Raw genomic sequence first — 22,357 nt, forward strand, 5'->3', positions numbered from 1 at the left:
CGACGACAACCGCGTCCTGGTCACCCAGGCCCTGGCCACCGGCGGAGCCGAGGTCAAGGCGGCCGCCCAGGCCGTCCTGTCCGGCCCCGCCGACCGCCTCGTGCCGTTCCTGCAGACCGGCCTGCCCAAGGCCCAGCAGCGCGACGCCGTCACGGCCGCCCACGTGGCGACCATCCAGTCCTACCTCGCCACCATGGACGGCTCGGTGGCCCAGGCGCGGCAGTACGCGGCCCAGGCCGCCCAGTCCTACGCCACCGCCAGCAACCTCGCCGACCAGGCGGCGGGCTACGCCAACCAGGCCAGCCAGTCCGCGAAGGACGCCCAGGGCTTCGCCAACCAGGCCGCCCAGTCCGCGCAGGCCGCCCAGGCCAGCGCCCAGCAGGCCGCGCAGTACGCCCAGCAGGCCCAGGCCTCCGCCGCCTCCGCCAACGCGGCGGCCCGCAGCGCCTCCGTCTCGGCGGCCGCGGCCACCAGTTACGCCGCCCAGGCCCAGCAGTACGCGGCCACCGCGAAGACCGCCTCCGACCAGGCCCAGGCCTCGGCCGCAGCGGCCAAGCAGAGCGCCGACCAGGCCGCCAAGGCCGCCGCCGACGCCCAGGCGGCGGTGTTCCAGAAGCAGCAGGCCGAAGCCGCCAACGCCCAGACGCCGGCCGGCACCGCAGGCTCGGACAAGAGCACCGGCGAGAGCGGCGGCCGGGCCTACTACATCGAGGTCGTCCCGCACGACGACGTGAAGCAGGAGATCGTCAAGGACGACATGTCCAAGTGCATCACCGACGACCCCGGCACCATCGGCGGGTGGCTCTTCGGTGACTCCAAGACCTGGCACAACAACGCCGCCGGGCAGCAGGTCTGCACCGTCCCGGTCAAGGTCAAGGTCACGGGCACCGTCGACTACGTCATGCGCACCTGCCCCGAGGCCGGGCTGACCGTCGCCGCCTGCAAGGGCAAGTACAGCGTCTGGGACACCGTCGTCCTCAACACCGTGCAGCTCGACGGCAAGACCGCGTACGACTCCACCATCGAGCTCACCTACTCCGAGTACGCCCAGCACTACAAGGTCTACTGCGGTCCGGACGGCGGCTGCGCGAGCGGGGACAGCTCCCGGCTGCTCCTCCACCTGCTGACCGACGACTTCGTCAAGTGCTTCAACAACCCCGGCCTGAACGCCTCCTGCGCCTGGGCGGCGGCGACCTTCGCCCCGGTCGGCAAGCTCGCCGAAGCCGGCAAGGGCATCATCGCCTTCCGCTACGCGCTGGAGACCGGCGTCGGGATCGAGGACGCCAAGCTCGCCCTCCAGGCGACGCTCGACGGCTACAGCCAGGCCACGATCAACAGCTTCACCGGCATGGCCGACGCCATCACCAAGTTCCGCACGTCGCTCAAGGACGGCGTCGGCACCGAGGACGCGCTCGCGGCCCTGAAGCAGAACCCGAACGCCGACCCGGCCCTGGTCAACGAACTCCAGAGCGAGTCCGACGTCGCCAAGAGCATCCGGGCGGCCTGCCCGACCCGCAACAGCTTCCCGGCCGGCACGCTCGTGCTCATGGCCGACGGCACCCGCCGTCCCATCGAGCAGATCCGCATCGGGGACTCGGTCACGGCCACCGACCCGGCCACCGGCGCCACCAGCGCGCAGCGCGTCGAGAACACCATCTACACCCCCGACGACCGTGACTTCACCGAACTCACGATCACGGCACCCGACGGCACCACCTCGCCCGTCACCTCCACCGACCACCACCCCTACTGGTCGCAGAGCGCCCACGACTGGCGCGACGCCGCCGACCTGACCGTCGGTGACACCCTGCGCACGTCCGACGGCCAGGCCGCCCGGATCACCGGCACCCGGCACTGGACGACGCTCCAGCCCGCCTACAACCTGACCGTCAGCAGCGTGCACACCTACTACGTGCTCGCGGGTGCGACGCCGGTCCTGGTGCACAACTCCAACACCGATGACTGGTGCCCGGCGGTCTTCGCCATCCTCGGCAACGGCGAGCACATGTCGCCGGCCGGGCTGATCTACGCGCCGGGCAAGATCCTGCACGTTCTCGATCACACCGTCGTGAACACGAACAGGGCGACGCACACCGTGTTCCTGGAGAAGAACCCGAACAAGGTCCTGGACCTGGTGGACCAGGCCTGGAGCATGAAGGCGAAGGCGATCCGGGTGCCCGGCGACGACGCCGTGTGGATCGTCCCCATGGGTGACGTGGTCGGAACGAACGGCGAGACGTTCATCCGGCTGGCGATCGATCCCGGCACCAGCCGCATCCTCAGCGCCTACCCGGTCGCCGGTCCCTGAGACACCCTCCTCCATCCATGAATCCCTCCTAAGGAAGGCCCGGCCCGCCCCGTCGAACGGGGCGGGCCGCGCCCTTTGCGGAGGGCCACCCGACGTTGGGAAATAATCACGCCATGGGCAAGGACATCACCCGCACAGTGGACGCCCTGTGCGAGGCCGAGGACTCGGACGTCTCCGTGCTGCGCGCCGAGGTCGAATCGCGGGTCTCCACCGGCGAGTTCGACTGGGCCGGCAGCCTCGCGGCGGAGCTCGCCGCCCGCACCGCCGCCGGCGAGGACCGCAGGGGGCACTGCGCCGCCGTCCTGCACTGGACCCTGAACGCCCTGGCCGCCCGCCCCGGGCCGGAGAGCCTGCGCGCCCTGGTGCGCGTGCTGGACTCCCCGCACCAGGGCGTCTCCCCGCGCTACCTCGCCGCCGTCGTGGCCCGCGGGCACCGCGTCGAGGACATCGCCGACGTGGTGTTCGACCCGGCGCCCGAGGCCGCGGACGCGCGCGAGTTCGCGGCCTGCCTGCTCCACGAGACGGTGCTCGTCTCCGACGCCGTCAACGGCTACCCCGCGCTGCGCGCCTTCGCCGACGCCCTCCTCGCCGAGGGGCACCCGCTCGCCGTGCTGCCGCTGAGCCTGCTGCCCGCGGAAGGCGGGCTGCGGCGCCCCGCGGGGGCCGCGGACGACTGGACCTGGACGGTCCCGGCCGTGTGGCCGGAGCCGGCCGACGCGCTGGAGATCACGCCGGCGATGCGGCAGCGGACGGCCGACCTCGATCCGACCGAAACCGGTGTGCCCGCGACGGTGGAGGCCATGGGCGCAGCCGTCGCCCACTGGCTCGCCCAGTCCAACGGCAAGCTCGCCGCCCAGGAGTTCTGGCTGCCGGACCCGCTCGCCCCCGAGGACGTCCCGGCGCTCTTCGAGCTCCTGCCGCTCACCCCCTGGCCCGCGGACGAGGCCCCGGCCAGGCTCCACCCGTCGAGCCCCGATCTCGCGCTGCGCACCCTGCTCACCGCCGCGCTGCGCGCACCGGCCTACGGCCACGGCTGCTACGGCGCGTACGGCAGGCTCGCCGCCTGGCGCTCCCTGGGCGCCCTGACCGGGAGCCCCTCGGACGCGCCGGTCGCCGAGGTCGCCGATCGGGTGCGGCGGACCAGCTGGTTCCGCCTGGGCACCGCGTCCGCCCCCTGGTTCCACAACGTCGCCTGGGACCTCGCCGTCGCGGCCCTGCGCCCCGGCGGCCAGGAGCTGGCGGTGCTGGCGGCCACCGACACCGACTGACCGCCGCCGCTGCGGTGTTCCTCGAAGTCGGCCACGCGAAGACCCCACGGCACGGGGCCTTCGCGTGGCCGGTCCGCAGCGGGCTCAGCTCCCCCATGCCAGCCGTTGCCCCGTGCGGTCGACGGTCAGCCGCAGTCGTTCGGCAGTGGGCTCTCCGGCGAGGCGCCACCGGTTGACCTGGTCGCTGATCCGGTCCCACAGACGGGTGGGGCCGCCCTGCCGGACCAGCCATCGGCCGTCGTCCTCGTACACCGCCGCCCATGCCCCGGCGTCCACGTCGATGACGACGTGCTCGGTCCTGCCGTTGCGGGACATCCGAAGGTGCTGGGCGCCGGGTGCGGCAAACTGCGCGACGAAGCGGGCCGCCCATCGGTCGAGCGCGTTGGCACCGATGGCCGTGGGTTCCGCCGTGCCCTGGTCGAGGTCGGGCAGCAGGCCGAGCGGCGGGGGCATGTGCGGGCGGGCCAGCATGAACGACACGCCGCCTCCGAGCACCGGGCCGGATGCCGTGCCGTCCTCGGCCACGGTGAGTCTCACCAGCTCCGAAGCGTTCATCCAGCCGCCGACGGCCACCAGGACTTCGCCGCCGGGACGGGTCTGTGCGATCCATTCGGCCGGGACGGTTCGTACTCCGCAGGTGGCGATGATGCGGTCGTATGGCGCGTTGTCCTTGTGCCCGGCGAGTCCGTCGCCGACTACCAGGTCCGGCCGGTATCCGAGTCCGCCGAGGGCGACACCCGCGCGCGCTGAATCATCCCTGTCGACCTCGATCGACGTCACCTGGTCGTCGCCGAGCACGTGCGTCAGCAGCGCCGTGGAGTACCCGGTACCGGTGCCAACCTCCAGCGCCGACATGCCAGGCGATACCCGCAGGTCTTCGAGCATCCGGACGACCAGGCTCGGCGGCGTCGAAGACGACGTCGGTACCTGCGCCAATCGCCCTTCGACCTGCCCCGGGATTACGCAGCCGGCGAGTTGGGTCACCAGCGTGTCATCTTCGTACACCCGGTCGATCAACTCGGGCGCCTCGGAGAGGAACACGGGCCGGTACCACCCGTCGCCGTCGTACTCGAACCAGCCGTCACGCAGGAACGCCTCTCGCGGAACCGCCGGCACCGCCGCTTCCCACTCGGCGCTACGGATCACCTCCGCTTCCTTGAGCTGCGTGGCCAGCTTCGCGCGCAGCCCTTCCGACTCGCTCACTCGGTCTCTCCGTTCTCCAGAAGATCGGCGATCGCAGACGCGATCGGCAGGTTCGCCCTGTCCTCCAGCCACGCCCATTGGCCGTTCGGGTTGCACTCCAGGAACCACCATTCGCCCGAGCTGGTCACGGCGAAGTCGAACGCCCCGAAGTTGAGCCCGAGTTCGGCAAGGAAGGCCGGCAGGGCGGCTCGGACCGGCTCGGGGCAGTCGACGGGTTCGTACGTCAGGTGGCGGTACGCGCTGCGCCAGTCGAGTACCCCGGGCGGGGCCGTGATCAGCGTGCAGAACACCCGGTCGCCGACCACCACGGCGCGCACGTCTCCGGCCTTGGGGACCTGCGCCTGAAAGAGGTGCGCACAACGGTTCACGGCGTCGGTGGATGAGCGGCAGGTAGGCCGGCGGCCGAGTCACCGGTGCGCCGAAACGGGTGAACCACTCGGCGCGCCAGCGGGGTTGGTGTACTCCAAGGGCGGCGGCGCGGCTTCGATGTCGCGCGGGTCCGCCGCCCGCACTGAACTGGCCGGACTCCGCCCGCCTGATTCGCCGTGCGATGAGGGAGCTAGTTAACGTGCCGACCACGCCCAAGCTAACCGTTGACTGGCGTCGCCCGCGCGACTGGAAGACGTCTTCGTACTCCCAGGGCAACGGCGGCGAGTGCGTTGAAGTCGCGACGAACATCGCCCAGGCCGAAGACGTCGTGCCCGTCCGGGACTCGAAGGACCGGCAGGGGCCGGAGCTGAACTTCTCCTCGGCCGGGTGGTCGGCGTTCGTCGCTGCCGTCCGGGGCGGACAGTTCGGAACCATCTGACCCCCTCACAACGACGAAAGCGCCCCCTGTACCGGCCGTGGCCGGCACAGGGGGCGTTGGTGTTCGGTAACCGGGCGGCCTGCCGGATAAGGGCTGCCGACCCTCAACCGTCATAACGTCGGCCGGAAGGAGCGGCCGTCATGACGTTCTCGGTGGAGGGGCACGGTTCGCGGCTAAGGACGGGCAGGTCGTCCGACTCGACGCCCCTGCCGACTACGTCGTTTCGATCGACGGGTGCACACTCCGGGCCGATCACGCTAGGTGACCTGTACATGATGCCGTAATCAAGGTGTGACAGGGGGTGCCTGGTTCGTCCCCGTCCTGGTGTGGTGGGATGTGCCCCGTTGCCGGGCGACGGGCCCGGTGGTGGGCGCTGACGGGGGTGCGCGGTGAGGAGTGGATGGCTGCTCGGGCTGGGCGGGGACGCGGCGCGGCTCGCGGGTCTGGGTCTGGTCCGGCTGGCGGCGGACGAGTGGGCGGGCGGGCCGGACGGCGCCGCCGAGGGGTCCACCGGGGCCGCCGCGTGGGTGTGGCACGTGCGGGCGGCGTCGTTCGCGGACACGTGGCTGGCCTACGGCCAGTCGCCGGCGCCCGGGCTGCGGGTGCCGGCCGGGGCGGTGCTGGAGTCGCTCGCCCTCCGGGCCGCGGAGCTGGTCCTGCGGGCCCGGCGGGACGACGGGCCCGCGGCGCTGGAGTGGCTGGGCCAGTGGTCGGCCGAGGCCCGCGAGCGGGCGCACTGGGCGGACGCCGCCCACCCCAGCGAGCCCGCCGCGCTCGTCCTGGTGTGGCACGGCGTCCAGGCGATCACCGCCGAGGACCCGGAGGACCGCGAGGCCCACGGCCGGCACATCGCCGAACGCTGCGAGGCCTACGTCCGCGAGCGGCACCGCCGCCAGGACACCCTCGCCCTGCTGCTGTCCTGCGCCCGGATCGCCGCCACCGTCCTGGTCGAACTGGGCGACGGCGACCCGGCCCGCGCCGGCCGCTGGCTGGAGGACCTCGCCGACAGCGCCGTGCCCCACGACGGCCCGGCACCCCTGTGGGTACCGGGCCGGCCGTCACAGCCGACGGGCTGAGGACGGCGGGCGGGGGCCGCAGGCGCCCCTGCGGGCCCCGGCGGGCGGCCGCGAGGTGGCTTGGTCGGCCGGGGACCCGTACCCCGGGCCGGCGACCCCGGAAGGGCCCGTAGCCCGGGGCCGCCGCCGAGAGGTCCGCAGCGGGGCCGCCGGGGCGCCTCTGGCGCGGCGCCGCGGCGCGGGCCGGGTCCGGCGGACCCGTGAGGCGTGACCGGGCCCCGCCCGGCGGGTGTGACTCCGCTCACCCTGCGGCGCGCCCGGCCGCGCTCAGGCCGGCAGGCGCAGGCGGAACAGGGCGCCGCCGCCCTCGGCGGCTTCGGCGGTGAGGGTGGCGCCGTGGGCCTGGGCGATCTGGCGGGCCATGGCCAGGCCCAGGCCGGAGCCGGGCAGGGCGCGGGCGGCGGAGGCGCGGTAGAAGCGGTCGAAGACGTACGGGAGGTCTTCGGGGGCGATGCCGGGGCCGTGGTCACGGACGGTGAGCTCCAGGTGGGTGAGGCGGACCTCGACGATGCCGCCGGGCGGGCTGAACTTGGCCGCGTTGTCGAGGAGGTTGGACAGCAGCCGGGCCAGGCGGGCCGGGACGCCCGAGACGGTGCGTTCGGCCGCGGCGGGGTCGAGGGTGTCCAGGGTGAAGGTGACGGCGGGCCAGTGGCCGCGGGCGGTGTCGACGCAGTGTCCGACGAGCGGGACGAGGGCGACCTGTTCGAGCAGCGGCCGGGGTTCCTCGTCGCGGGCGAGTTCGATGAGGTCGTTGACCATGCCGGTGACCTCCCGCAGCTGGCGGCGCAGCGCGGTGGCCGCACGCTCGCGCTGGCTCTCCGTCAGGCGGTCGGCGCGGGAGAGGAGTTCGGCGTTGGTGCGCAGCGCGGTGAGCGGGGTGCGCAGTTCGTGGGAGGCGTCGGCGACGAGGCGGCGCTGGGCGGCGACGGATTGTTCGAGTTCGCCGAGCATGGTGTTGAAGCTGTCGGCGAGTCTGGTGAGTTCGTCCTCGCGGCGGCCGGGTGGCAGGTCGATGCGCAGGCCGGCGTCGCGGGTGGCGGCGATGCGTTCGGCGGTGCGGGTCAGGCGGGTGACGGGGGCGAGGGAGGTGCGGGCGACGGTGAGGCCGAGGAGGGCGGCGAGCAGGACGCCGGCGGCGGCGACGGCGGCCATGAGGGCGCCGGCCTGCTGGACGCCTTCCTCGACGCTGTCGGAGCGCAGGGCGACCTGGACGGCCTGGCGGGTGCCGGGCGCGGCGGCGGTCATCGGGGTGGTGAGCATGCGGGCGGGGTGGCCGCCGATGGTGAGGTCGGTGACGTAGCCGGGGCGTCGGCGGGCGGCGACCTGGCGGGTGGCCGCGGTGACGGGCAGCAGGTAGGGCTCGTTCGGGGTCCTGGCGGGGTCGGCGGAGACGATCTGGGCGCAGGCGGGGGCGGCGAGGTAGTTGCATTCGCCGTAGACGACCTGGGGGCCCTGGTCGCGGTGCTGCTGCTGGACGAGGGTGGCCTGTTGGGTGAGGTGTTGGTCGAGCTGGTGGTTGAGTTCGTAGCGGACGATGCTGAAGGCGGCGGCGCTGATGCCGATGGCGACGACGGCGACGGCGGCGGTGCAGGCGAGGGCGAGGCGGGTGCGCAGCGGGCGGCGGCGGCGCCAGCGGGCGTGGGCCCTCACCGGCGGTCCGGAGTGTCGGGGGTGCTCAGGCGGTAGCCGACGCCGTGCACGGTGTGCACCAGGCGCGGTTCGCCGCCGGCTTCGAGTTTGCGGCGCAGGTAACCGACGTACACGGCGAGGGAGTTGGAGTCGGGTCCGAAGTCGGCGCCCCATACCCGTTCCATGATCACCTCGCGTGGGAGGACCTGGCCGGGGTGGCGCAGCAGGACGTCGAGGAGGGCGAACTCGGTGCGGGAGAACTCCACGGGCCGGCCGGCCCGGGTGCCGGTGCGGGTGTGGGGGTCGACCTCGAGGTCGGCGAAGCGCAGGCCGGGTTCCTCTTCGGGGGCGGCGGCGCTGCGGCGCAGCAGGGCGCGCAGGCGGGCGGCGAGTTCGTCGAGGGCGAAGGGTTTGACGAGGTAGTCGTCGGCGCCGGCGTCGAGGCCGTCGACGCGTTCGCTGACGGAGTCGCGGGCGGTGAGCACGAGGATGGGGATGCGGTCGCCGAGGGCGCGCAGGCGGCGGCAGACGGCGAGGCCGTCGAGGACGGGCATGAGGAGGTCGAGGACCATGGCGTCGGGCTGCCAGGAGGCGACCTCGGTGAGGGCGGCGAGGCCGTCGGGGGCGCCGCGCACCTGGTAGCCCTCGATGGCGAGGCCGTCCTCGACGGCGGCGCGCACCTCGGGGTCGTCGTCCACGACCAGCACCTTTTGCCCGTTGGCTTGCCCGTTGACTTGCCCGTTGATCATGTCGGCCAGCCTCTCAGATGCTCTCTGAGAAGTCTCTTAGACGGCCTGCGCAGGCTCGTCGGCATGTGGATGACGACAGAGGACGAGACGACAGAAGGCGATGCGTACGACCGGCGCCCGCCGCTGTCGGTGGTGATCGGGGCGGGCGGCACGGGCGGGCACATCTACCCGGGCCTCGCGCTGGCGGAGGCGCTGCGCCGGGCCGATCCGCGGGCGGTGATCTCCTTCGTGGGCACCGAGCGGGGCCTGGAGACGACGCTGATCCCGCAGGCGGGCCACCGGCTGCACACGGTCGACATGATCCCGTTCGACGCCTCGCTGGGCGCGCGCCGCTACCTGCTGCCGGCGGCGCTGGTGCGCTCGGGCCGGCGGTGCCGGGAGATCCTGCGGGAGCAGGGCGCGCAGGTGGCGGTGGGGATGGGCGGGTATCCGAGTGCGCCGGTGATCGTGGGCGCGCGGATGGCGGGGCTGCCGAGCGTGGTGCACGAGTCGAACGCGGTGCCCGGGCGGGCCAACCGGTTCGCCGCCCGGCTGACCCCGCACGTGGCGCTCGCCTTCGACCGCACGCGGGAGCACCTGCCGGCCGGGCGGGAGGTGCAGACGGTCGGGATGCCGCTGGTGGGGGCGGTGGCCCGGCTGGAGCGGGCGGCGCTGCGGGCCGCGGCGCGGCGGCACTTCGGCGTGCCGGAGGGCGTCGGGCTGCTGGTGCTCAACGGCGGCAGCCTGGGGGCGGCGCGGCTGACCGCGGCGGCCGTCGAGCTGGCCGGGCGCTGGCGCCACCGAACGGATCGGCGGCTGCTGGTCAAGACCGGTCCGGCGGCGCTCGCCGAGGTGCGGGAGGCGCTGGCGGGCAACCCGGTGGCGCAGGCGGTCGCCTACCTGGACCGGATGGATCTGGCGTACGCGGCGGCCGACCTCATGGTGTGCCGGGCGGGGGCGGCGACCGTCGCCGAGCTGTCGAGCGTGCGGATGCCGGCCGTGCTGGTGCCCTATCCGCACGCGCCGCACGATCACCAGACCCACAACGCGCGGGTGCTCTCGGACGCGGGCGCCGGGCTGCTGCTGGCGGACGGGGAGTGCACCGGCGAGCGCCTGGCGCAGTTGGTGGACCCGTTGCTCGCCGACCCGCGGCGGCTCGCGGCGATGGCGGCCGCGGCCGAGCCGGGCGACCACGCGGTCGCCGCGGACCTGCTCGCCGCGAAGGTGCTGCGCGTCATCGGGCGGGCGCCCGCCCCGCTGGCCCCTGCCCCGTACGGGCTCTGAAACACCCGAAGAACTCCTGGAGGACAGTCATGACCGACATCAACGACACCGTGCAGCAGGACTGGAGCGGGCGGACCGTCCTGGTCACCGGCGCCGAGGGCTTCATCGGCAGCACCCTGGTCGACCTGCTGGTCGAGCGCGGCGCCCGCGTGCGGGCCCTGGTGCACTACAAGCCGTACGCCGAGCGCGGCTACCTCGCCCGCTACCTGGCCGGTTCCGACGGCGCCGTGGAGATGGTCGCGGGCGACGTGCGGGACGCCAACCGGGTGCTGGACGCGGTCGCCGGCTGCGACACCGTCTTCCACCTCGCCGCGCTGATCGGCATCCCGTACAGCTACCAGGCGCCCGAGGCGTACGTGCAGACCAACGTCGTCGGCACGCAGAACGTCGCCGCGGCCTGCCTGCGCCACGGCGCCCGTCTGGTGCACACCTCCACCAGTGAGGTGTACGGGACGGCGATCACCGCGCCGATCGACGAGCGGCACCCGCTGCAGCCGCAGTCCCCGTACTCGGCTTCGAAGATCGGCGCGGACATGACGGCGCTGTCCTACTGGCACGCCTTCGAGCTGCCGGTGGCGGTGGTGCGCCCGTTCAACACCTACGGCCCGCGTCAGTCGGCCCGTGCGGTGATCCCCACCATCCTGGCCCAACTCCACTCCGGAGCGCGGGAGATCAGGCTCGGCTCGACCACCCCGACCCGCGACTTCACCTACGCGACCGACACCGCGGAGGGCTTCCTGGCCGTCGCCCGCGCTGACCGGGCGCTCGGCGAGGTGGTCAACCTCGGCACCGGCAGCGAGGTGTCGATCGGCGACCTGGCCAAGGCGATGATCGTGGCCTGCGGCCGGGACGCCGAGATCGTCGTCGACCCGGGCCGGCTGCGCCCGGGCGGCAGCGAGGTCGAGCGGCTGCTGTCGGACAACCGCAAGGCACGCGAACTGGCGGGCTGGGAGCCGCTGGTGGGCCTGGACGAGGGGCTGCGCCGCACGTCGGAGTGGGTCGGCGAACACCTGCACCTGTTCGCGCCGGAGCGCTACCAGGTCTGACGTCCCGGCCCGCCGAGGTGTTTGACGGATCGTCAGGTCGACCCTTCAAGGGTTTTCAGTGTGTTGCCCCCTCCGGGACGCGCAGGTCGGCGCAGGTGGTGGCCGCGGCGGTGAGCAGGGCGCGCAGCGCGTGGGCGAGGGAGTCGGCCGGCAGGGAGGGCTGGGCGCGGTCGAGGACCTGCTCGGGCAGGGCGGGGAGGTGGACGAACCCGCCGCGCACGCCGGGGCGTTCGGTGGCGAGCAGGTGCATCAGCGTGTAGAAGACGTGGTTGCAGACGAACGTCCCGGCGGTGTGCGAGAGGGAGGCGGGCAGGCCGGCCGCCCGGACGGCGGCCACGCAGGCCTTGACCGGCAGCGTCGCGAAGTAGGCCGCGGGGCCGCCGGGGACGACCGGTACGTCGACGGGCCGGGCGCCCGCGTTGTCGGGGATGCGGGCGTCGTCGACGTTGACGGCGACGCGCTCGACGGTGACGTCAGGGCGGCCCGCCGCCTGGCCCAGGCAGACCACCAGGTCCGGCGCGCACTCCGTAACCGCGGCGCGTAGTTCCCCGGCCGCCTGCCCGAAGACGCAGCTCAGGCGGACGGCGGTGACCGCCAGCCCCTCGGGGGGCTGGTCGGCGACGAGGCGGGCGACCTCCCAGGACGGGTTGACGTCGGCGCCGTCGAACGGTTCGAAGCCGGTGAGCAGGACCCTGGTCATGGGCGGCCTTTCCGAGAATCCGAGAAGGGGGCGGTTCAGAACGCGAAGAGCGACATGATGGCGATGTTGCACACCAGCAGGGCGCCCGCGGTGGGGATCTGGGCCTTGATCGGCCCGTACTGGTCCTTGAGTTCGAGCAGCGCCGCCGGGACGAGGTTGAAGTTGGCCGCCATCGGGGTCACGAGCGTGCCGCAGAAGCCGGCCAGCATGCCCACGGCCAGGACGACGCCCGGGTTGCCGTGCAGTTGGGTGATGAGGATCGGCCAGCCGATCGCGGCGGTCATCACCGGGAAGGCGGCGAAGGCGTTGCCCATGATGACGGTGAACAGGGCCATGCCCAGGCAGTAGAGCGCCACCGCCGCGTACGTGCTGCCGTTCGGCAGGAAGTGGGTGGTGATCTTGCCGACCTGGGTGCCGACACCGGCGCTCTGGAAGATCGAGCCGAGCACGGCCAGGAGCTGGGGCAGCAGCAGCGCCCAGCCCATCGCCTCCAGCAGCCCGCGCCCGGAGTGCAGGGCGACGACGGGGTTGCGCTCGCGGGTGAGCAGCAGCGCGACGCCGAGCGCGACGAGCGAGCCGATGCCGAGGCCGAGGAGCGTCTCGCTGCCGGTCTGGAGCAGTGGACCGCGGCCCAGGTGCACGCCCTTGAGGAGCGTGCCGCAGGCGAGCGCGACCAGCGGCAGGGCGAGCGCGGGGATGAACAGCCTGCTGCCCAGGCGCGCGGCGGAGGCGGCGCGCTGCTCGGGGGCGGCGGCCGTGGAGGTGCCGCGCCCGGTGAGGCCGAAGCCGGCCAGGCAGATCATCGCCAGGACGGCCGCGCCCAGCGGCGCCGCGGGCGCGCTCTTGTCGGCGACCCAGCTGCCGTAGACGAAGCTCGCGCCGAGCAGGCCCCAGAAGGCGGCGCTGCCGTAGCGCTTGGGGTTGGTGCGGTCCACCGCCATCTGCGCGGCCATCGCGAGGAAGACGGCCCCGACCATCCAGTACAGCCACTCGACCTTGATCACTTCGTCTTCTCCTCGACACGGGTGGCGGCTGCTTCGTCGGTCGCGGGGGCGCCCTGGAGGTCCCGGGCGAGGGCGGCGTCCAGGCGCAGCAGGCGGGCGCCGTGGATGAGGGTGGCGCAGAGCGCGGTGGGGATGGCCCACAGCGCGAGCCGCACCGGCTCCAGGTCGGTGTGGTAGGTCGCGTTGACGAAGCCGGTGATCAGGAGGATCGAGCCGACGGCGAGGAAGCAGTCCTCGCCGAAGAACAGGCCGACGGTGTCGGCGCTGGCGGCGAAGGAGCGCAGGCGTTCGCGGGCCCGTTCGGTCAGGGTGCCGTGGCGGCGCTCGGCGGCGGCCTCGGCCATCGGCACGATCATCGGGCGCACGGCCTGGGCGGGTCCGCCGAGGCCGGTGAGGCCGAGGGCGGCGGCGAGCTGGCGCACCACCAGGTAGAGGGCGAGCAGGCGTCCGGCGCTGACCCGGGCGAGCTTGTTCATCAGGGTGCGGGCCTGTTCCTGCAGGCCGTGGCGTTCCAGGAGGCCGATCACGGGCAGGGTGACGGCGAAGAGGGTCACCGAGCGGCTGGAGGCGAAGCCGGTGCCGAAGGCCTCCAGGACCTTCACCGGGCTCATCCCGCCCAGGAGTCCGGTGACGACGCCGGCGGCGCCGACGACGAGGAGCGGATTTCGCCGGGTGGCGAACCCGGCCACCACGACGAGGATGCCGACAAGAACGATCATGTTCCTGACCGCCTTTCAAAGGGGCCTCCACCCCTGTGGGTGGCCGTCTGGGACGCCGCGGGCGGAGGTGGTCCGGCCGGATGGGCCGCGACCGTTCGGGGGTTGCCGCGAGGCTAGGGGATTGTGGAACAATCCGACAAGAGCTCAGGAGGTGGAAGATGACCGGGGTTTTCGACGCGCTCGCGGCCGACCGCGGCCGGATCGAACGCGCCAGCGCCGCCCAGCGCGTGGCCGACGTGCTGCGCGACCACATCACCGAGGGCCGGCTCGCCCCCGGCACCCGACTGTCGGAGGAGGCCCTCGGCGAGGCGCTCGCCGTCTCGCGCAACACGCTCCGCGAGGCGTTCCGGCTGCTCGCCGACCAGCGACTGGTCGTGCACGAGCTGAACCGCGGCGTGTTCGTACGGATCCTCAACCCGGCCGACGTCGCCGACATCTACACGCTGCGCCTGGCCCTGGAGACGGCCGGCGTGCGCGCCCTGCGCAGCGCCGCGCCCGAGCGCCTGGCCGCCGTACGGGCCGCGCTCGCCCGGGCCGAGGCCGCCGAGGCGCTCGGCGACTGGGTCACCGTGGGCACCGCCGACCTGCACTTCCACCTCGCCGTCGCCGGGCTGGCCGGCAGCGAGCGGATCGACGAGTGCATGGCGCGCCTGGTCGCCGAACTGCGCCTGGCCTTCGCCGCCGTCCCCTCCGCGCGCGAGCTGCACGCGCCGTTCCTGCGACGCAACCAGACCCTCACCGGGCTGCTGGAGTCGGGCGAGATCGACGACGCCGAGGTGGAGCTGACCCGGTACCTGAACGACGCGCGCGCGGTGATCATCCGGGCCATGACGGGGGTGCGGTGAGATGACGCCTTTGGACCCGACGGTGATCGACCTCAACGCCGACCTCGGCGAGGGCTTCGGGCGCTGGACCCTCACCGAGGACGACGCCCTGCTGTCGGTGGTCACCAGCGCCAACGTCGCCTGCGGCTTCCACGCCGGGGACCCGTCCACCATGCGGCGGGTGTGCGCGCTGGCCGCCGAGCGGGGCGTGCGGATCGGAGCCCAGGTCTCCTACCGGGACCTCGCCGGCTTCGGGCGCCGCTCGATGGACGTGCCGCCGCACGAACTGGCGGACGAAATCGCCTACCAGATCGGGGCGTTGCAGGTGTTCGCGCGGGCCGCCGGGGCGCGTGTCGCGTACGTCAAACCGCACGGCGCGCTGTACAACCGGACGGTGCACGACGAGGAGCAGGCGCAGGCGGTGGTCCGGGGCGTCGAACTGGCCGCGCCGGGCCTTCCCGTCCTCGGGCTGCCCGGCTCGCGGCTGCACGAGGCCGCCGACCGGGCCCGACTGCCCGTCGTCGCCGAGGCGTTCGCCGACCGCGCGTACACCCCGCACGGCACGCTCGTCCCGCGGCGCGAGCCCGACGCCGTCGTGCACGACCCGGACGCCGTCGTCCACCGCTCGGTCGCCATCGCCCGCGACGGCGAGGTCACCGCGCGCACCGGCGAACGCGTGCGGCTGCGGGCCCGCTCCCTGTGCCTGCACGGCGACACCCCCGGCGCCGCGGACCTCGCCCGCCGGGTCCGCACGGCCCTGCGGGCGGCCGGGGTCCGGGTGGAGGCGTTCGCGTGAGCACGCGGGTCCTGCGCATCGGCCTGGACGCGCTGCTGGTCGAGCTCGACGGCGCCGACGAGACCGCCGCCTTCCACGCCGAACTCCAGCGCCGGCGCGCCGCGTCCGCCCTTCCGCCCGTCGCCGAGGTCGTGCCCGCCGAACGCACCGTCCTGCTCGACGGCGTCGCCGACCCCGAGGCCCTGGCCGCCGACCTCGCCGGCTGGCGCGTGCCGGCGCTGCGGGCGACGGCCGAGGAGACGGTGACCGTCCCGGTGCGCTACGACGGCGCCGACCTCGCCGAGGTCGCCGCGCTGTGGGGCGTCGCCGAGGACGAGGTCGCGCGCATCCACTGCGCGGCCGAGTTCCGCGTCGCCTTCAGCGGCTTCGCCCCCGGCTTCGGCTACCTCACCGGCCTGCCCGAGCGCTACCGGGTGCCCCGCCGCGCCGTCCCGCGCCCCGCCGTCCCGGCCGGCTCGATCGCCCTCGCCGGCCCGTACACCGGCGCCTACCCGCGCTCCTCCCCCGGCGGCTGGCAGCTGATCGGGCACACCGACGCCGTCCTGTGGGACCCCTCCCGCGAACGCGCCGCCCTGTTCAGCCCGGGCACCCGGGTCCGCTTCGTCAGGGAGGAAGGATGACCGTCACCGTAGTGAGCGCCGGCCTGCTGACGACCGTCCAGGACCTCGGCCGCCCCGGCCACGCCCACCTGGGCGTGCCGCGCTCCGGCGCCCTCGACCAGCCCGCCCACCGGCTCGCCAACCGCCTGGTCGGCAACCCCGCCACGGCCGCGACGCTGGAGACCACCGTCCTCGGCTGCGCGGTGCGCGCCGGGCGCGCCGTGACCGTGGCCGTCACCGGGGCGCCGTGCGCCGTCCGCGTCGAGGGACGGCCCGCCGCCTGGGCCGCCCCGGTCCGGGTGCCCGCCGGAGCGCTGCTGGAGGTCGGCGCGGCGACCTCCGGCGTGCGCAGCTACGTGGCGTTCGCGGGCGGACTGGCCGTCACCCCCGTGCTCGGCAGCCGCTCCACCGACCTGCTGTCGGGGCTGGGGCCCGCGCCCCTGGCCGTCGGCGACGAGCTGCCGCTCGGCGAAGCGTGCGGCCCGGCGGCCGGGGCCGACGTGATCGCCTCCCCCGCGGCGCCCGACCCGCTGCTCCTGCCGGTGCTGATCGGCCCGCGCGACGACTGGTTCACCGCGCACTCCCTCACCGTCCTCACCGGCACCGGCTACCGCGTCTCCCCCACCAGCAACCGCATCGGCCTGCGCGTGGACGGCCCGCCGCTGGAACGCGCCCGCGAGGGCGAACTCCCCAGCGAGGGCATGGTCCTGGGCTCCGTCCAGGTCCCGCCCGACGGCCGCCCGGTGGTCTTCCTCGCCGACCACCCCACCACCGGCGGCTACCCCGTCATCGGCGTCATCCCCGCCACCGCCCTCCCCGCCGCCGCCCAGGCCACCCCGGGCACCCCGGTCCGCTTCACGGCGGTACGCCGCCGGCGGTGAGCGCGCTCCCGCAGCACCCACGAGCGCTACGCCGTCGACGCCACCCACCCCCCGGCCCACCTGCGCATCGCCCTGCTCGCCCAGACCCCGCCCCAGCCCGCGGCGATCACGGTCACCCCGATCCAGTCCGCCGCGATCACCACCGAACTCACCCCCCACCGCACCCGCGTAGCCCGCACGCTCCTCGCGGGCTGACGGGCCGCACGTGGCCCCGCCCGGCCGCCAGGCCTGCGGGGCCGGTTCCTTTCACGTCCTGGGTCGGTGTGCGTCGCCCCCGCTCGTGATGGCCGGGGAGCCGTGCAGGGCGGTCCAGGTCGTCGTGAACAACTCGTGCAGTGGGGACGGGGGTTGGATGCGGGGGAACGGGGAGCGGATCTCGTTGCGCCACAGGGGGTGGACGGTGTGGGTGGCGAGTTTCGGGGTTTCCAGTGGGACGTGGGGGGACTTGAGGTCGGTCCACTCGCCGGTGAGGAAGAGGGTGCGGCCGGCCCGGGGGCGTTTGGCCTCGGTGACGGTGCCGGTGGCGAGGAGTTCGGTGCGGGCGGCGGTGTGCTGTCTGGCGGTCCAGGCGTTCCAGCGGCGGACGTTGCGGTCGGTGGGGGCGGCCAGGGTGGCGAGCTGGAGGTAGAGGGCGGCCGCGTCGGGGCCGATGTCGAGGTGGCGGGCGGCGTGGGTGACGAGGTCGGGACAGGAGTGCCGCGGGTCGGCCTCGTAGGCGCCGGCCGGGACGGGGGTGGTGCGGGCTCGCTGCGCCATCCGCTCCAGGCCGCCGCCGGGCAGGAACGGGGCGAGGAACGCCAACGCCCCTGCCAGCTCGGCGACTTCGTCGACCTGCTGGCGCGCCTGCGGATCGGCCAGTGCCGCCGGGCGCACGAACGCCTCGCCGCCGGGTGCGCAGACGACGAGCGGGCCGCGGTCGTACGCCTTCGGCCGGGGTGATGTGCCGCCGGCCAGGCGGTGGTCCGCCACACGGAGGCGTTCGGGGCCGAAGCGGTGCGCGATCCCCTCGGGGGTGTCGGCGACCCGTCCGCCGGGGACGGCCAACAGCAGCTCCGGACGGGCGAGTTCGGCGCGCAGGCGCTCGTACAGGTCGAACGCGCCGGCCACCGCCGGATCGCCGACCGGACGGTCCGTCCACGCCCACACGAGGGCGCTCGCGGCCTGGCGCAGGGGCAGGCCCACCGGGGTGCGGTAGCGCGGGGCGGGGCCGGCCGGCGGGAGGGCGCGCGCGTCCACCGCGCTGGCGTACGGGGCGAGCGCCAGCTCCCAGCCCACCGCCGCCACCGACCCGTCGTCGGCGGCCGCGTAGCCCCCGGCCAGGCGGCGGGCCCACACCTCGGACAGGCCCAGGTCGGCCTCCAGGGTGTCGGCGGCCTCGTCGTCGACGGCGGGCCGGGCGCCGAGGCGCTCGCACCACGCGGCGGCCATCCGCCGCGCGGCCGCCTCGATGCCGCCGGGGCGCCACAGGTCGGCCGGGTCCTCGGGCAGGGCCGCGGCCAGGACGGCCCGGCGGCCCTCGTCGCCGAGGCGCTCGCGCAGTTCGTCGTAGGCGTCGGCGGTCATCGGGGTGGCCTTGTACGGGGCCTTGGTGACGAGGGCGCGGTGCTCGTCCCGGCCGGGGCGGGCGGGCAGGCCGGCGAGGACCAGGCGAGCCAACGGACGCCGTACGCCGGTGAGTTCGGCGAACTGCGCGACCGCCGCCTCGGGCGGCGCGAGCGGCCCGTCGGTCTCGACGGCGGCGACGAGGGCGCGCAGGCGGGTGGCGTCGTCGCGGTCGATGCGCACGAGGCGGGCGCAGGGGACGGGCTGCGCGACGGTGTCGGCGGCAGACGCGACGAACCAGTGCTGCGACGCGCCCCGCACGCGCGCCGACGCCACCGCGAGGCCGTCCGCACGCAGGCGGGCCAGGGTCGCGGTGTCCGCGCGCCCCGTCCACCAGCGGCTGCCCGCGCGGGCGAACGGCTGGTCGGCCCAGGTGTCCAACAGGGCCAGCAGGGCGGTCCGTTCGGCCTCCGGGGTGGGGGCCGTCGCGGCCCGCCAGGCGGCGGCGTCGATCGCGCCCAGCAGGTGCGGCCACTCGTGCGGGGGCGCGGGCGGCGAGAGGCGGCGGACGTCCTCGCCGATGGCGCCCGCCAGGTGGGCGCCGTCGGCGGCGAGCGCACCGAGCGTGGCGGGAAGAGGCGCGGGCCGACCCTCGGGCCGCTCGGAGCCGTCGGGCAGCAGCCCGAACAGGGCGGGCATCAGCTCGGTGTCGGGCGCGGTGCGGCGCGGCAGGACGGGCGGGGCCTCGGCGAGGATCGCGACCCGCCGGTGCAGGGCCAGGCGGCGCTCCTCCACCCGGGCGCCCCGCAGGGCCACCGCGGCGACCGCCTCGACCAGCACCGGGTCGGTGACGCCGGGCAGTTCGCGGGCGACGGCGGCGCGCAGCGCCTCGGCTCCCTCGCAGGCGGCGGCGAGCAGGGCCTCGGCGGCGGGTCGGGTGACGGCGCGCAGCGCGCGGGAGGCGGCCCGGTCACGGGTGCGCAGCAGGTACCAGTAGGCGGGCGGCAGGGCGGTGCCGCCGGAGACGGTGACGGCGCGGTGGGGGGTGCCGCGGGAGCGGCGGGGTGTGTCGTGGCCGTCCTGTTCCCAGAGCAGGGTGCCGTCGGGGGTGTAGGCGCGCACGCCGGTGCGGGTCTGGGATTCGGCGAGGACGACGTCCTCGGCGGCGCCTTCCGGGGGTGCCCACAGGCCCCAGGGGGTCTGGCCGGGGCGGTCGGTGTCGAAGCGGGCGGTGCGGCCGTCGACGCTTTCGAGGAGGAAGTGGTCGGGGGCGTGGTCGCGGTGGCGGGTGCGGTACAGGACGCGGGTGCCGACGAGTCCGTCGCGGCTGCCGAGCGGGGAGGTGGTGAGGGTGGCGGGCAGCGGGGCGAGCTGGAGGTCCTCGTGGGAGACGGCCATGCCGGCTTCGGCGGGGTGGGTGGGGTCGGCGGGGCGGCCGGGGAAGTCGGGCAGGGGCGTCTCGTCGCGGGGTTCGCCGGTGACGGGGTCGACGGGGTGCCAGGGGCGGCGGCCGAAGACGGCGTTGGTCCAGATCCGCGTGCCGTCGCCGAGCTGGAGTTCGTCGTCGTCGATACCGTGGGTGTCGCCGGGGCGCAGCACGTGGCCGCCGCTGTGGCGGCCGGTGCCGTCGGCGGTTTCGAACTGGAAGCCGTAGGCGCCGTCCAGGCTGCCGCCGTAGGGGACGAGGCCGCTGAGTTCGTTCGGGGTGAAGGGGGTGTCGGGGCGGTCGGCCCAGATGGCGGTGTCGCAGTGGTAGGGGTTGGGCTTGAGGGTCCAGCTGATGAGGAAGGAGCCGCCGGCGTAGTGGGCGGTGAAGAGGGTGGCGTCGTCGGGGACGGTGAAGCGGCAGGTGGCGCGGATGCCGTCGGGGTCGACGGCGACGGCGCGTTCGCGGTTGAAGACGGTCAGGACGGGCCAGGTGCAGGTGATGCCCTCGATGCCGGTCGAGCCCGCGGCGTGCTCGGCTTCGAATTCGGCGCGGACCGACTCCAGGGCGGGCCAGGCCAGTTCCTCCGGCAGGCCAGCGGCCAGCGAGCGCCGCAGGGCGCCGGCGGCGCCGGCTTCGGCGAGGGCGTCGGTGATGCCGGCGAGGGCGGTGACGGTGGGGCGGTCGAGGATGGTCTCCAGTTCGGTGACGGCTTCCTCGGCTCCGGCCATGCCGCCGCCGGCGACGGTGTCGACGAGGCGGGTGACGCGGGCGGCGACCTCGTGGGCGATGCCGTCGTTGCCCGGCAGCAGGGTGATCGCCGTGCCGGCGCGGCGGCGGGCGCGGCCGTGGTGCGGGAGCAGGCCGGCGTGGACGGTGCCCTCCAGGCGGGGGCCGAAGACGGGGTCGGCGGCGAGGGCGGCGAGGTCGCGGCGGGAGTCCTCGCCCCAGAAGCGCATGCGCGTCTCGGGGCCGGGGTCGGTGACGGGAACGTGGGCGGCGAGGCAGGCGTCGAGGAGGTCGGCGTCCAGGCCCTGCCAGTGGTAGCGGGTGGTGTGGAGTGTCACGGCGGTGCCGCCCGCCCGCAGGCGTGGGCCGAACTTCCCTACCACGTCGAGGAGTTCGGACGGGAGCTGCTGACGGGAGACGCCGCCTCCGGACTGGCGGGCGTACTGGTACATGTGGGCGAAGTGCCCGAGCCAGCGGTGCAGGCCGCCCTCCGGGACGATCCGGCCCTCGGCCATCGCCCGTACCGCGCCGCAGGCGATCAGCAGCCGCAGCCAGGCGCCGCCGTCGGTGGTGCCGTTCGGGAAGAGGTCCGCGAGGGCGGCGAGGTCCGCGTCGGTGGGCGGGTGGGCGCTCAGGAGCGGTGCGGCGTCGTTGAGCAGGGCGTCCGGGAGGGCCTTGTCCCGTGCGGTGGCGAGGATCGCGCCGGCCATCCTGGCGGCCTCGCCGTCGCCGTGTCCGGCGGCCTTGGCGCTGGCGCGGGCGCGGCGGACCAGGTCGGCGGGCAGGTCGGCGGGCGAGGCCGCCCAGGCGGTGAGCAGCTCGTCGAGGGCGGTGTGGGCGGCGGGCGGGTCCAGCGTCGCGGCGAGGAAGCGTTGGTGGGCGGCGAGTTCCTTGGCGGGCAGGGCGCCGTACCGGGCGAACAGCAGGGCGTTGGCGCGCCGGTAGCCGGGGTCGGCGGGCAGGCCGTGGGCGGACTCGGCCGCGCGGGCGGCGATGTAGGCGCGGGCGGCGGCGCGGGCGCCGTTGCGCAGCAGGCGGTGGCCGACGGTGTCCCAGAACCACGGCAGGTGCGCGGGCGGCAGCCGCCGGGCCCGTCGTGCCATCAGGTCGACGAAGCCGCCGGGTTTCTCCCAGTACCGGTTGAACTCGCCGCTCATCTCCTCGAGCGCCTCGCGTGCCGTACCGGCCGCGCCGGGGTCGTGGGCGGCTGCCCAGTCGGCGTACGTGGTCGAGGCGTACGCGTCGGGTGCGGTGGCGGGCACGAGGGATTCCAGCGGGGCGATCATGCTTTGGATCGTCGCACGGGTCTGTGACAGCGCCTTCGAGGGGGCGGCCGCCATGGGGCGGTGACCGTCTTCACCTGTGTGACCTGCGGCCACCCGCTGACCGGCGAGTCAGGGCGAGGCTCTGAATGCCGGGACGGCGGGCGAGGGTGAGGGTGGCGCCGGTGTCGTCGATCACCCGCTGGGCCATCGCCGTCCAGACGCGTCCGGCGTGGACGTCGCGGCGGACGGCGGTGGCGCCGGGGCGGAAGAGGTCGGGCCGGCGGCCCGTCACCGGGTGGGCCGGGCCTGGCAGGCGGGCTGGTGCCAGGTCGTGCGCACGGGGGTGCCGTCGGGCAGGAGGTGCTCGGTGTGCCAGGTGCGGCAGCAGGCCGGATGCCGGTGGGGGCGGCGGCGCGGGCGCGGGGCGGCGGTGTGGGTGGTCATGCCCGGCGTTCTGCCACCGCCGGGCGTCGCCCAATCCCCCGGCACCCGAACGGGCGACTGGTGGTTTGGGCGGCGGCG

At 74.9% G+C, this 22,357-nt stretch carries 20 protein-coding genes; 10 read left to right on the forward strand and 10 right to left on the reverse strand.

Annotation, left to right across the window (positions count from 1 at the left end; translation table 11 throughout):
* Both PUR71_RS23055 and PUR71_RS23060 read left to right on the forward strand, forming a co-directional pair.
* Positions 1-2,308, forward strand: a 2,308-nt coding sequence (locus PUR71_RS23055; RefSeq protein ID WP_329928986.1) for a polymorphic toxin-type HINT domain-containing protein, incomplete at its 5' end; no start/stop codon positions are given.
* Positions 2,309-2,421: 113 nt separating this feature from the next.
* Positions 2,422-3,576 (forward strand): DUF6183 family protein, encoded by a 1,155-nt coding sequence (locus PUR71_RS23060; protein ID WP_329928987.1) that lies wholly within the window; start codon positions 2,422-2,424, stop codon positions 3,574-3,576.
* Between the two features lie 84 nt (positions 3,577-3,660).
* Here the strand turns inward: PUR71_RS23060 and tgmC are convergent, their stop codons facing one another.
* On the reverse strand, positions 3,661-4,779 hold the full coding sequence (gene tgmC, locus PUR71_RS23065) for an ATP-grasp peptide maturase system methyltransferase (protein ID WP_329928988.1): 1,119 nt from the start codon (positions 4,777-4,779) through the stop codon (positions 3,661-3,663).
* Positions 4,776-5,147 (reverse strand): hypothetical protein, encoded by a 372-nt coding sequence (locus PUR71_RS23070; protein ID WP_329928989.1) that lies wholly within the window; start codon positions 5,145-5,147, stop codon positions 4,776-4,778. Before PUR71_RS23070 ends, tgmC begins: the two co-directional genes overlap by 4 nt.
* A 200-nt stretch (positions 5,148-5,347) precedes the next feature.
* Between PUR71_RS23070 and PUR71_RS23075 the strand changes: the two genes are divergently transcribed.
* Both PUR71_RS23075 and PUR71_RS23080 read left to right on the forward strand, forming a co-directional pair.
* Entirely contained in the window at positions 5,348-5,587 is a 240-nt protein-coding gene (locus PUR71_RS23075; protein WP_329928990.1) for a DUF397 domain-containing protein, read from the forward strand.
* A 389-nt stretch (positions 5,588-5,976) separates the two neighbouring features.
* Positions 5,977-6,663, forward strand: coding sequence for a hypothetical protein (locus tag PUR71_RS23080; RefSeq protein WP_329928991.1), 687 nt, complete (start codon positions 5,977-5,979; stop codon positions 6,661-6,663).
* Positions 6,664-6,930: 267 nt separating this feature from the next.
* Here the strand turns inward: PUR71_RS23080 and PUR71_RS23085 are convergent, their stop codons facing one another.
* Both PUR71_RS23085 and PUR71_RS23090 read right to left on the reverse strand, forming a co-directional pair.
* Positions 6,931-8,313 (reverse strand): sensor histidine kinase, encoded by a 1,383-nt coding sequence (locus PUR71_RS23085; RefSeq protein ID WP_329928992.1) that lies wholly within the window; start codon positions 8,311-8,313, stop codon positions 6,931-6,933.
* Positions 8,310-9,041: a response regulator transcription factor gene (locus tag PUR71_RS23090; protein ID WP_329928993.1), complete on the reverse strand. Its 732-nt coding sequence runs from the start codon at positions 9,039-9,041 to the stop codon at positions 8,310-8,312. Before PUR71_RS23090 ends, PUR71_RS23085 begins: the two co-directional genes overlap by 4 nt.
* A 63-nt stretch (positions 9,042-9,104) precedes the next feature.
* Here PUR71_RS23090 and PUR71_RS23095 point away from each other — a divergent pair, with 63 nt between their 5' ends.
* The gene (locus PUR71_RS23095; protein ID WP_329928994.1) at positions 9,105-10,304 is read left to right on the forward strand and encodes a UDP-N-acetylglucosamine--N-acetylmuramyl-(pentapeptide) pyrophosphoryl-undecaprenol N-acetylglucosamine transferase; all 1,200 of its coding nucleotides are present in this window, start codon (positions 9,105-9,107) and stop codon (positions 10,302-10,304) included.
* Between the two features lie 29 nt (positions 10,305-10,333).
* A complete protein-coding gene (locus tag PUR71_RS23100) occupies positions 10,334-11,350 on the forward strand; it encodes an SDR family NAD(P)-dependent oxidoreductase (RefSeq protein ID WP_329928995.1) in 1,017 nt (338 codons plus the stop codon).
* Between the two features lie 55 nt (positions 11,351-11,405).
* Here PUR71_RS23100 and pcp read toward each other — a convergent pair whose 3' ends face one another.
* From pcp to PUR71_RS23115, 3 genes are read right to left on the reverse strand one after another with little or no spacing between them, the layout of a single operon-like run.
* Entirely contained in the window at positions 11,406-12,050 is a 645-nt protein-coding gene (gene pcp / locus PUR71_RS23105; RefSeq protein WP_329928996.1) for a pyroglutamyl-peptidase I, read from the reverse strand.
* Positions 12,051-12,085: 35 nt separating this feature from the next.
* Positions 12,086-13,054 (reverse strand): DUF979 domain-containing protein, encoded by a 969-nt coding sequence (locus PUR71_RS23110; protein WP_329928997.1) that lies wholly within the window; start codon positions 13,052-13,054, stop codon positions 12,086-12,088.
* Positions 13,051-13,773, reverse strand: a complete 723-nt coding sequence (locus PUR71_RS23115) for a DUF969 domain-containing protein (RefSeq protein ID WP_329928998.1) — start codon at positions 13,771-13,773, stop codon at positions 13,051-13,053. The genes PUR71_RS23110 and PUR71_RS23115 overlap by 4 nt, the downstream gene beginning before the upstream one ends.
* Before the next feature lie 158 nt (positions 13,774-13,931).
* Here PUR71_RS23115 and PUR71_RS23120 point away from each other — a divergent pair, with 158 nt between their 5' ends.
* Genes PUR71_RS23120 through PUR71_RS23135 form a run of 4 tightly spaced genes read left to right on the forward strand, consistent with a single transcriptional unit; the run spans position 13,932 to position 16,873 of the window.
* Positions 13,932-14,618: a GntR family transcriptional regulator gene (locus tag PUR71_RS23120; RefSeq protein ID WP_329928999.1), complete on the forward strand. Its 687-nt coding sequence runs from the start codon at positions 13,932-13,934 to the stop codon at positions 14,616-14,618.
* Position 14,619: 1 nt separating this feature from the next.
* Positions 14,620-15,393: a LamB/YcsF family protein gene (locus PUR71_RS23125; protein WP_329929000.1), complete on the forward strand. Its 774-nt coding sequence runs from the start codon at positions 14,620-14,622 to the stop codon at positions 15,391-15,393.
* Positions 15,390-16,013, forward strand: coding sequence for a 5-oxoprolinase subunit B family protein (locus PUR71_RS23130; protein WP_329929001.1), 624 nt, complete (start codon positions 15,390-15,392; stop codon positions 16,011-16,013). The genes PUR71_RS23125 and PUR71_RS23130 overlap by 4 nt, the downstream gene beginning before the upstream one ends.
* Positions 16,010-16,873: a biotin-dependent carboxyltransferase family protein gene (locus PUR71_RS23135; protein ID WP_329929002.1), complete on the forward strand. Its 864-nt coding sequence runs from the start codon at positions 16,010-16,012 to the stop codon at positions 16,871-16,873. The genes PUR71_RS23130 and PUR71_RS23135 overlap by 4 nt, the downstream gene beginning before the upstream one ends.
* Before the next feature lie 246 nt (positions 16,874-17,119).
* On the opposite strand, the gene PUR71_RS23140 is transcribed toward PUR71_RS23135, so the two are convergent.
* The 3 genes from PUR71_RS23140 to PUR71_RS23150 form a co-directional block, all read right to left on the reverse strand.
* A complete protein-coding gene (locus PUR71_RS23140; protein WP_329929003.1) occupies positions 17,120-21,856 on the reverse strand; it encodes a hypothetical protein in 4,737 nt (1,578 codons plus the stop codon).
* A gap of 70 nt (positions 21,857-21,926) precedes the next feature.
* Entirely contained in the window at positions 21,927-22,127 is a 201-nt protein-coding gene (locus tag PUR71_RS23145; protein WP_329929004.1) for a hypothetical protein, read from the reverse strand.
* The gene (locus tag PUR71_RS23150; protein ID WP_329929005.1) at positions 22,124-22,279 is read right to left on the reverse strand and encodes a hypothetical protein; all 156 of its coding nucleotides are present in this window, start codon (positions 22,277-22,279) and stop codon (positions 22,124-22,126) included. The genes PUR71_RS23145 and PUR71_RS23150 overlap by 4 nt, the downstream gene beginning before the upstream one ends.
* Positions 22,280-22,357 lie beyond the last annotated feature (78 nt).

Source organism: Streptomyces sp. SP17BM10 (assembly GCF_036322405.1).
GTDB lineage: Bacteria > Actinomycetota > Actinomycetes > Streptomycetales > Streptomycetaceae > Kitasatospora.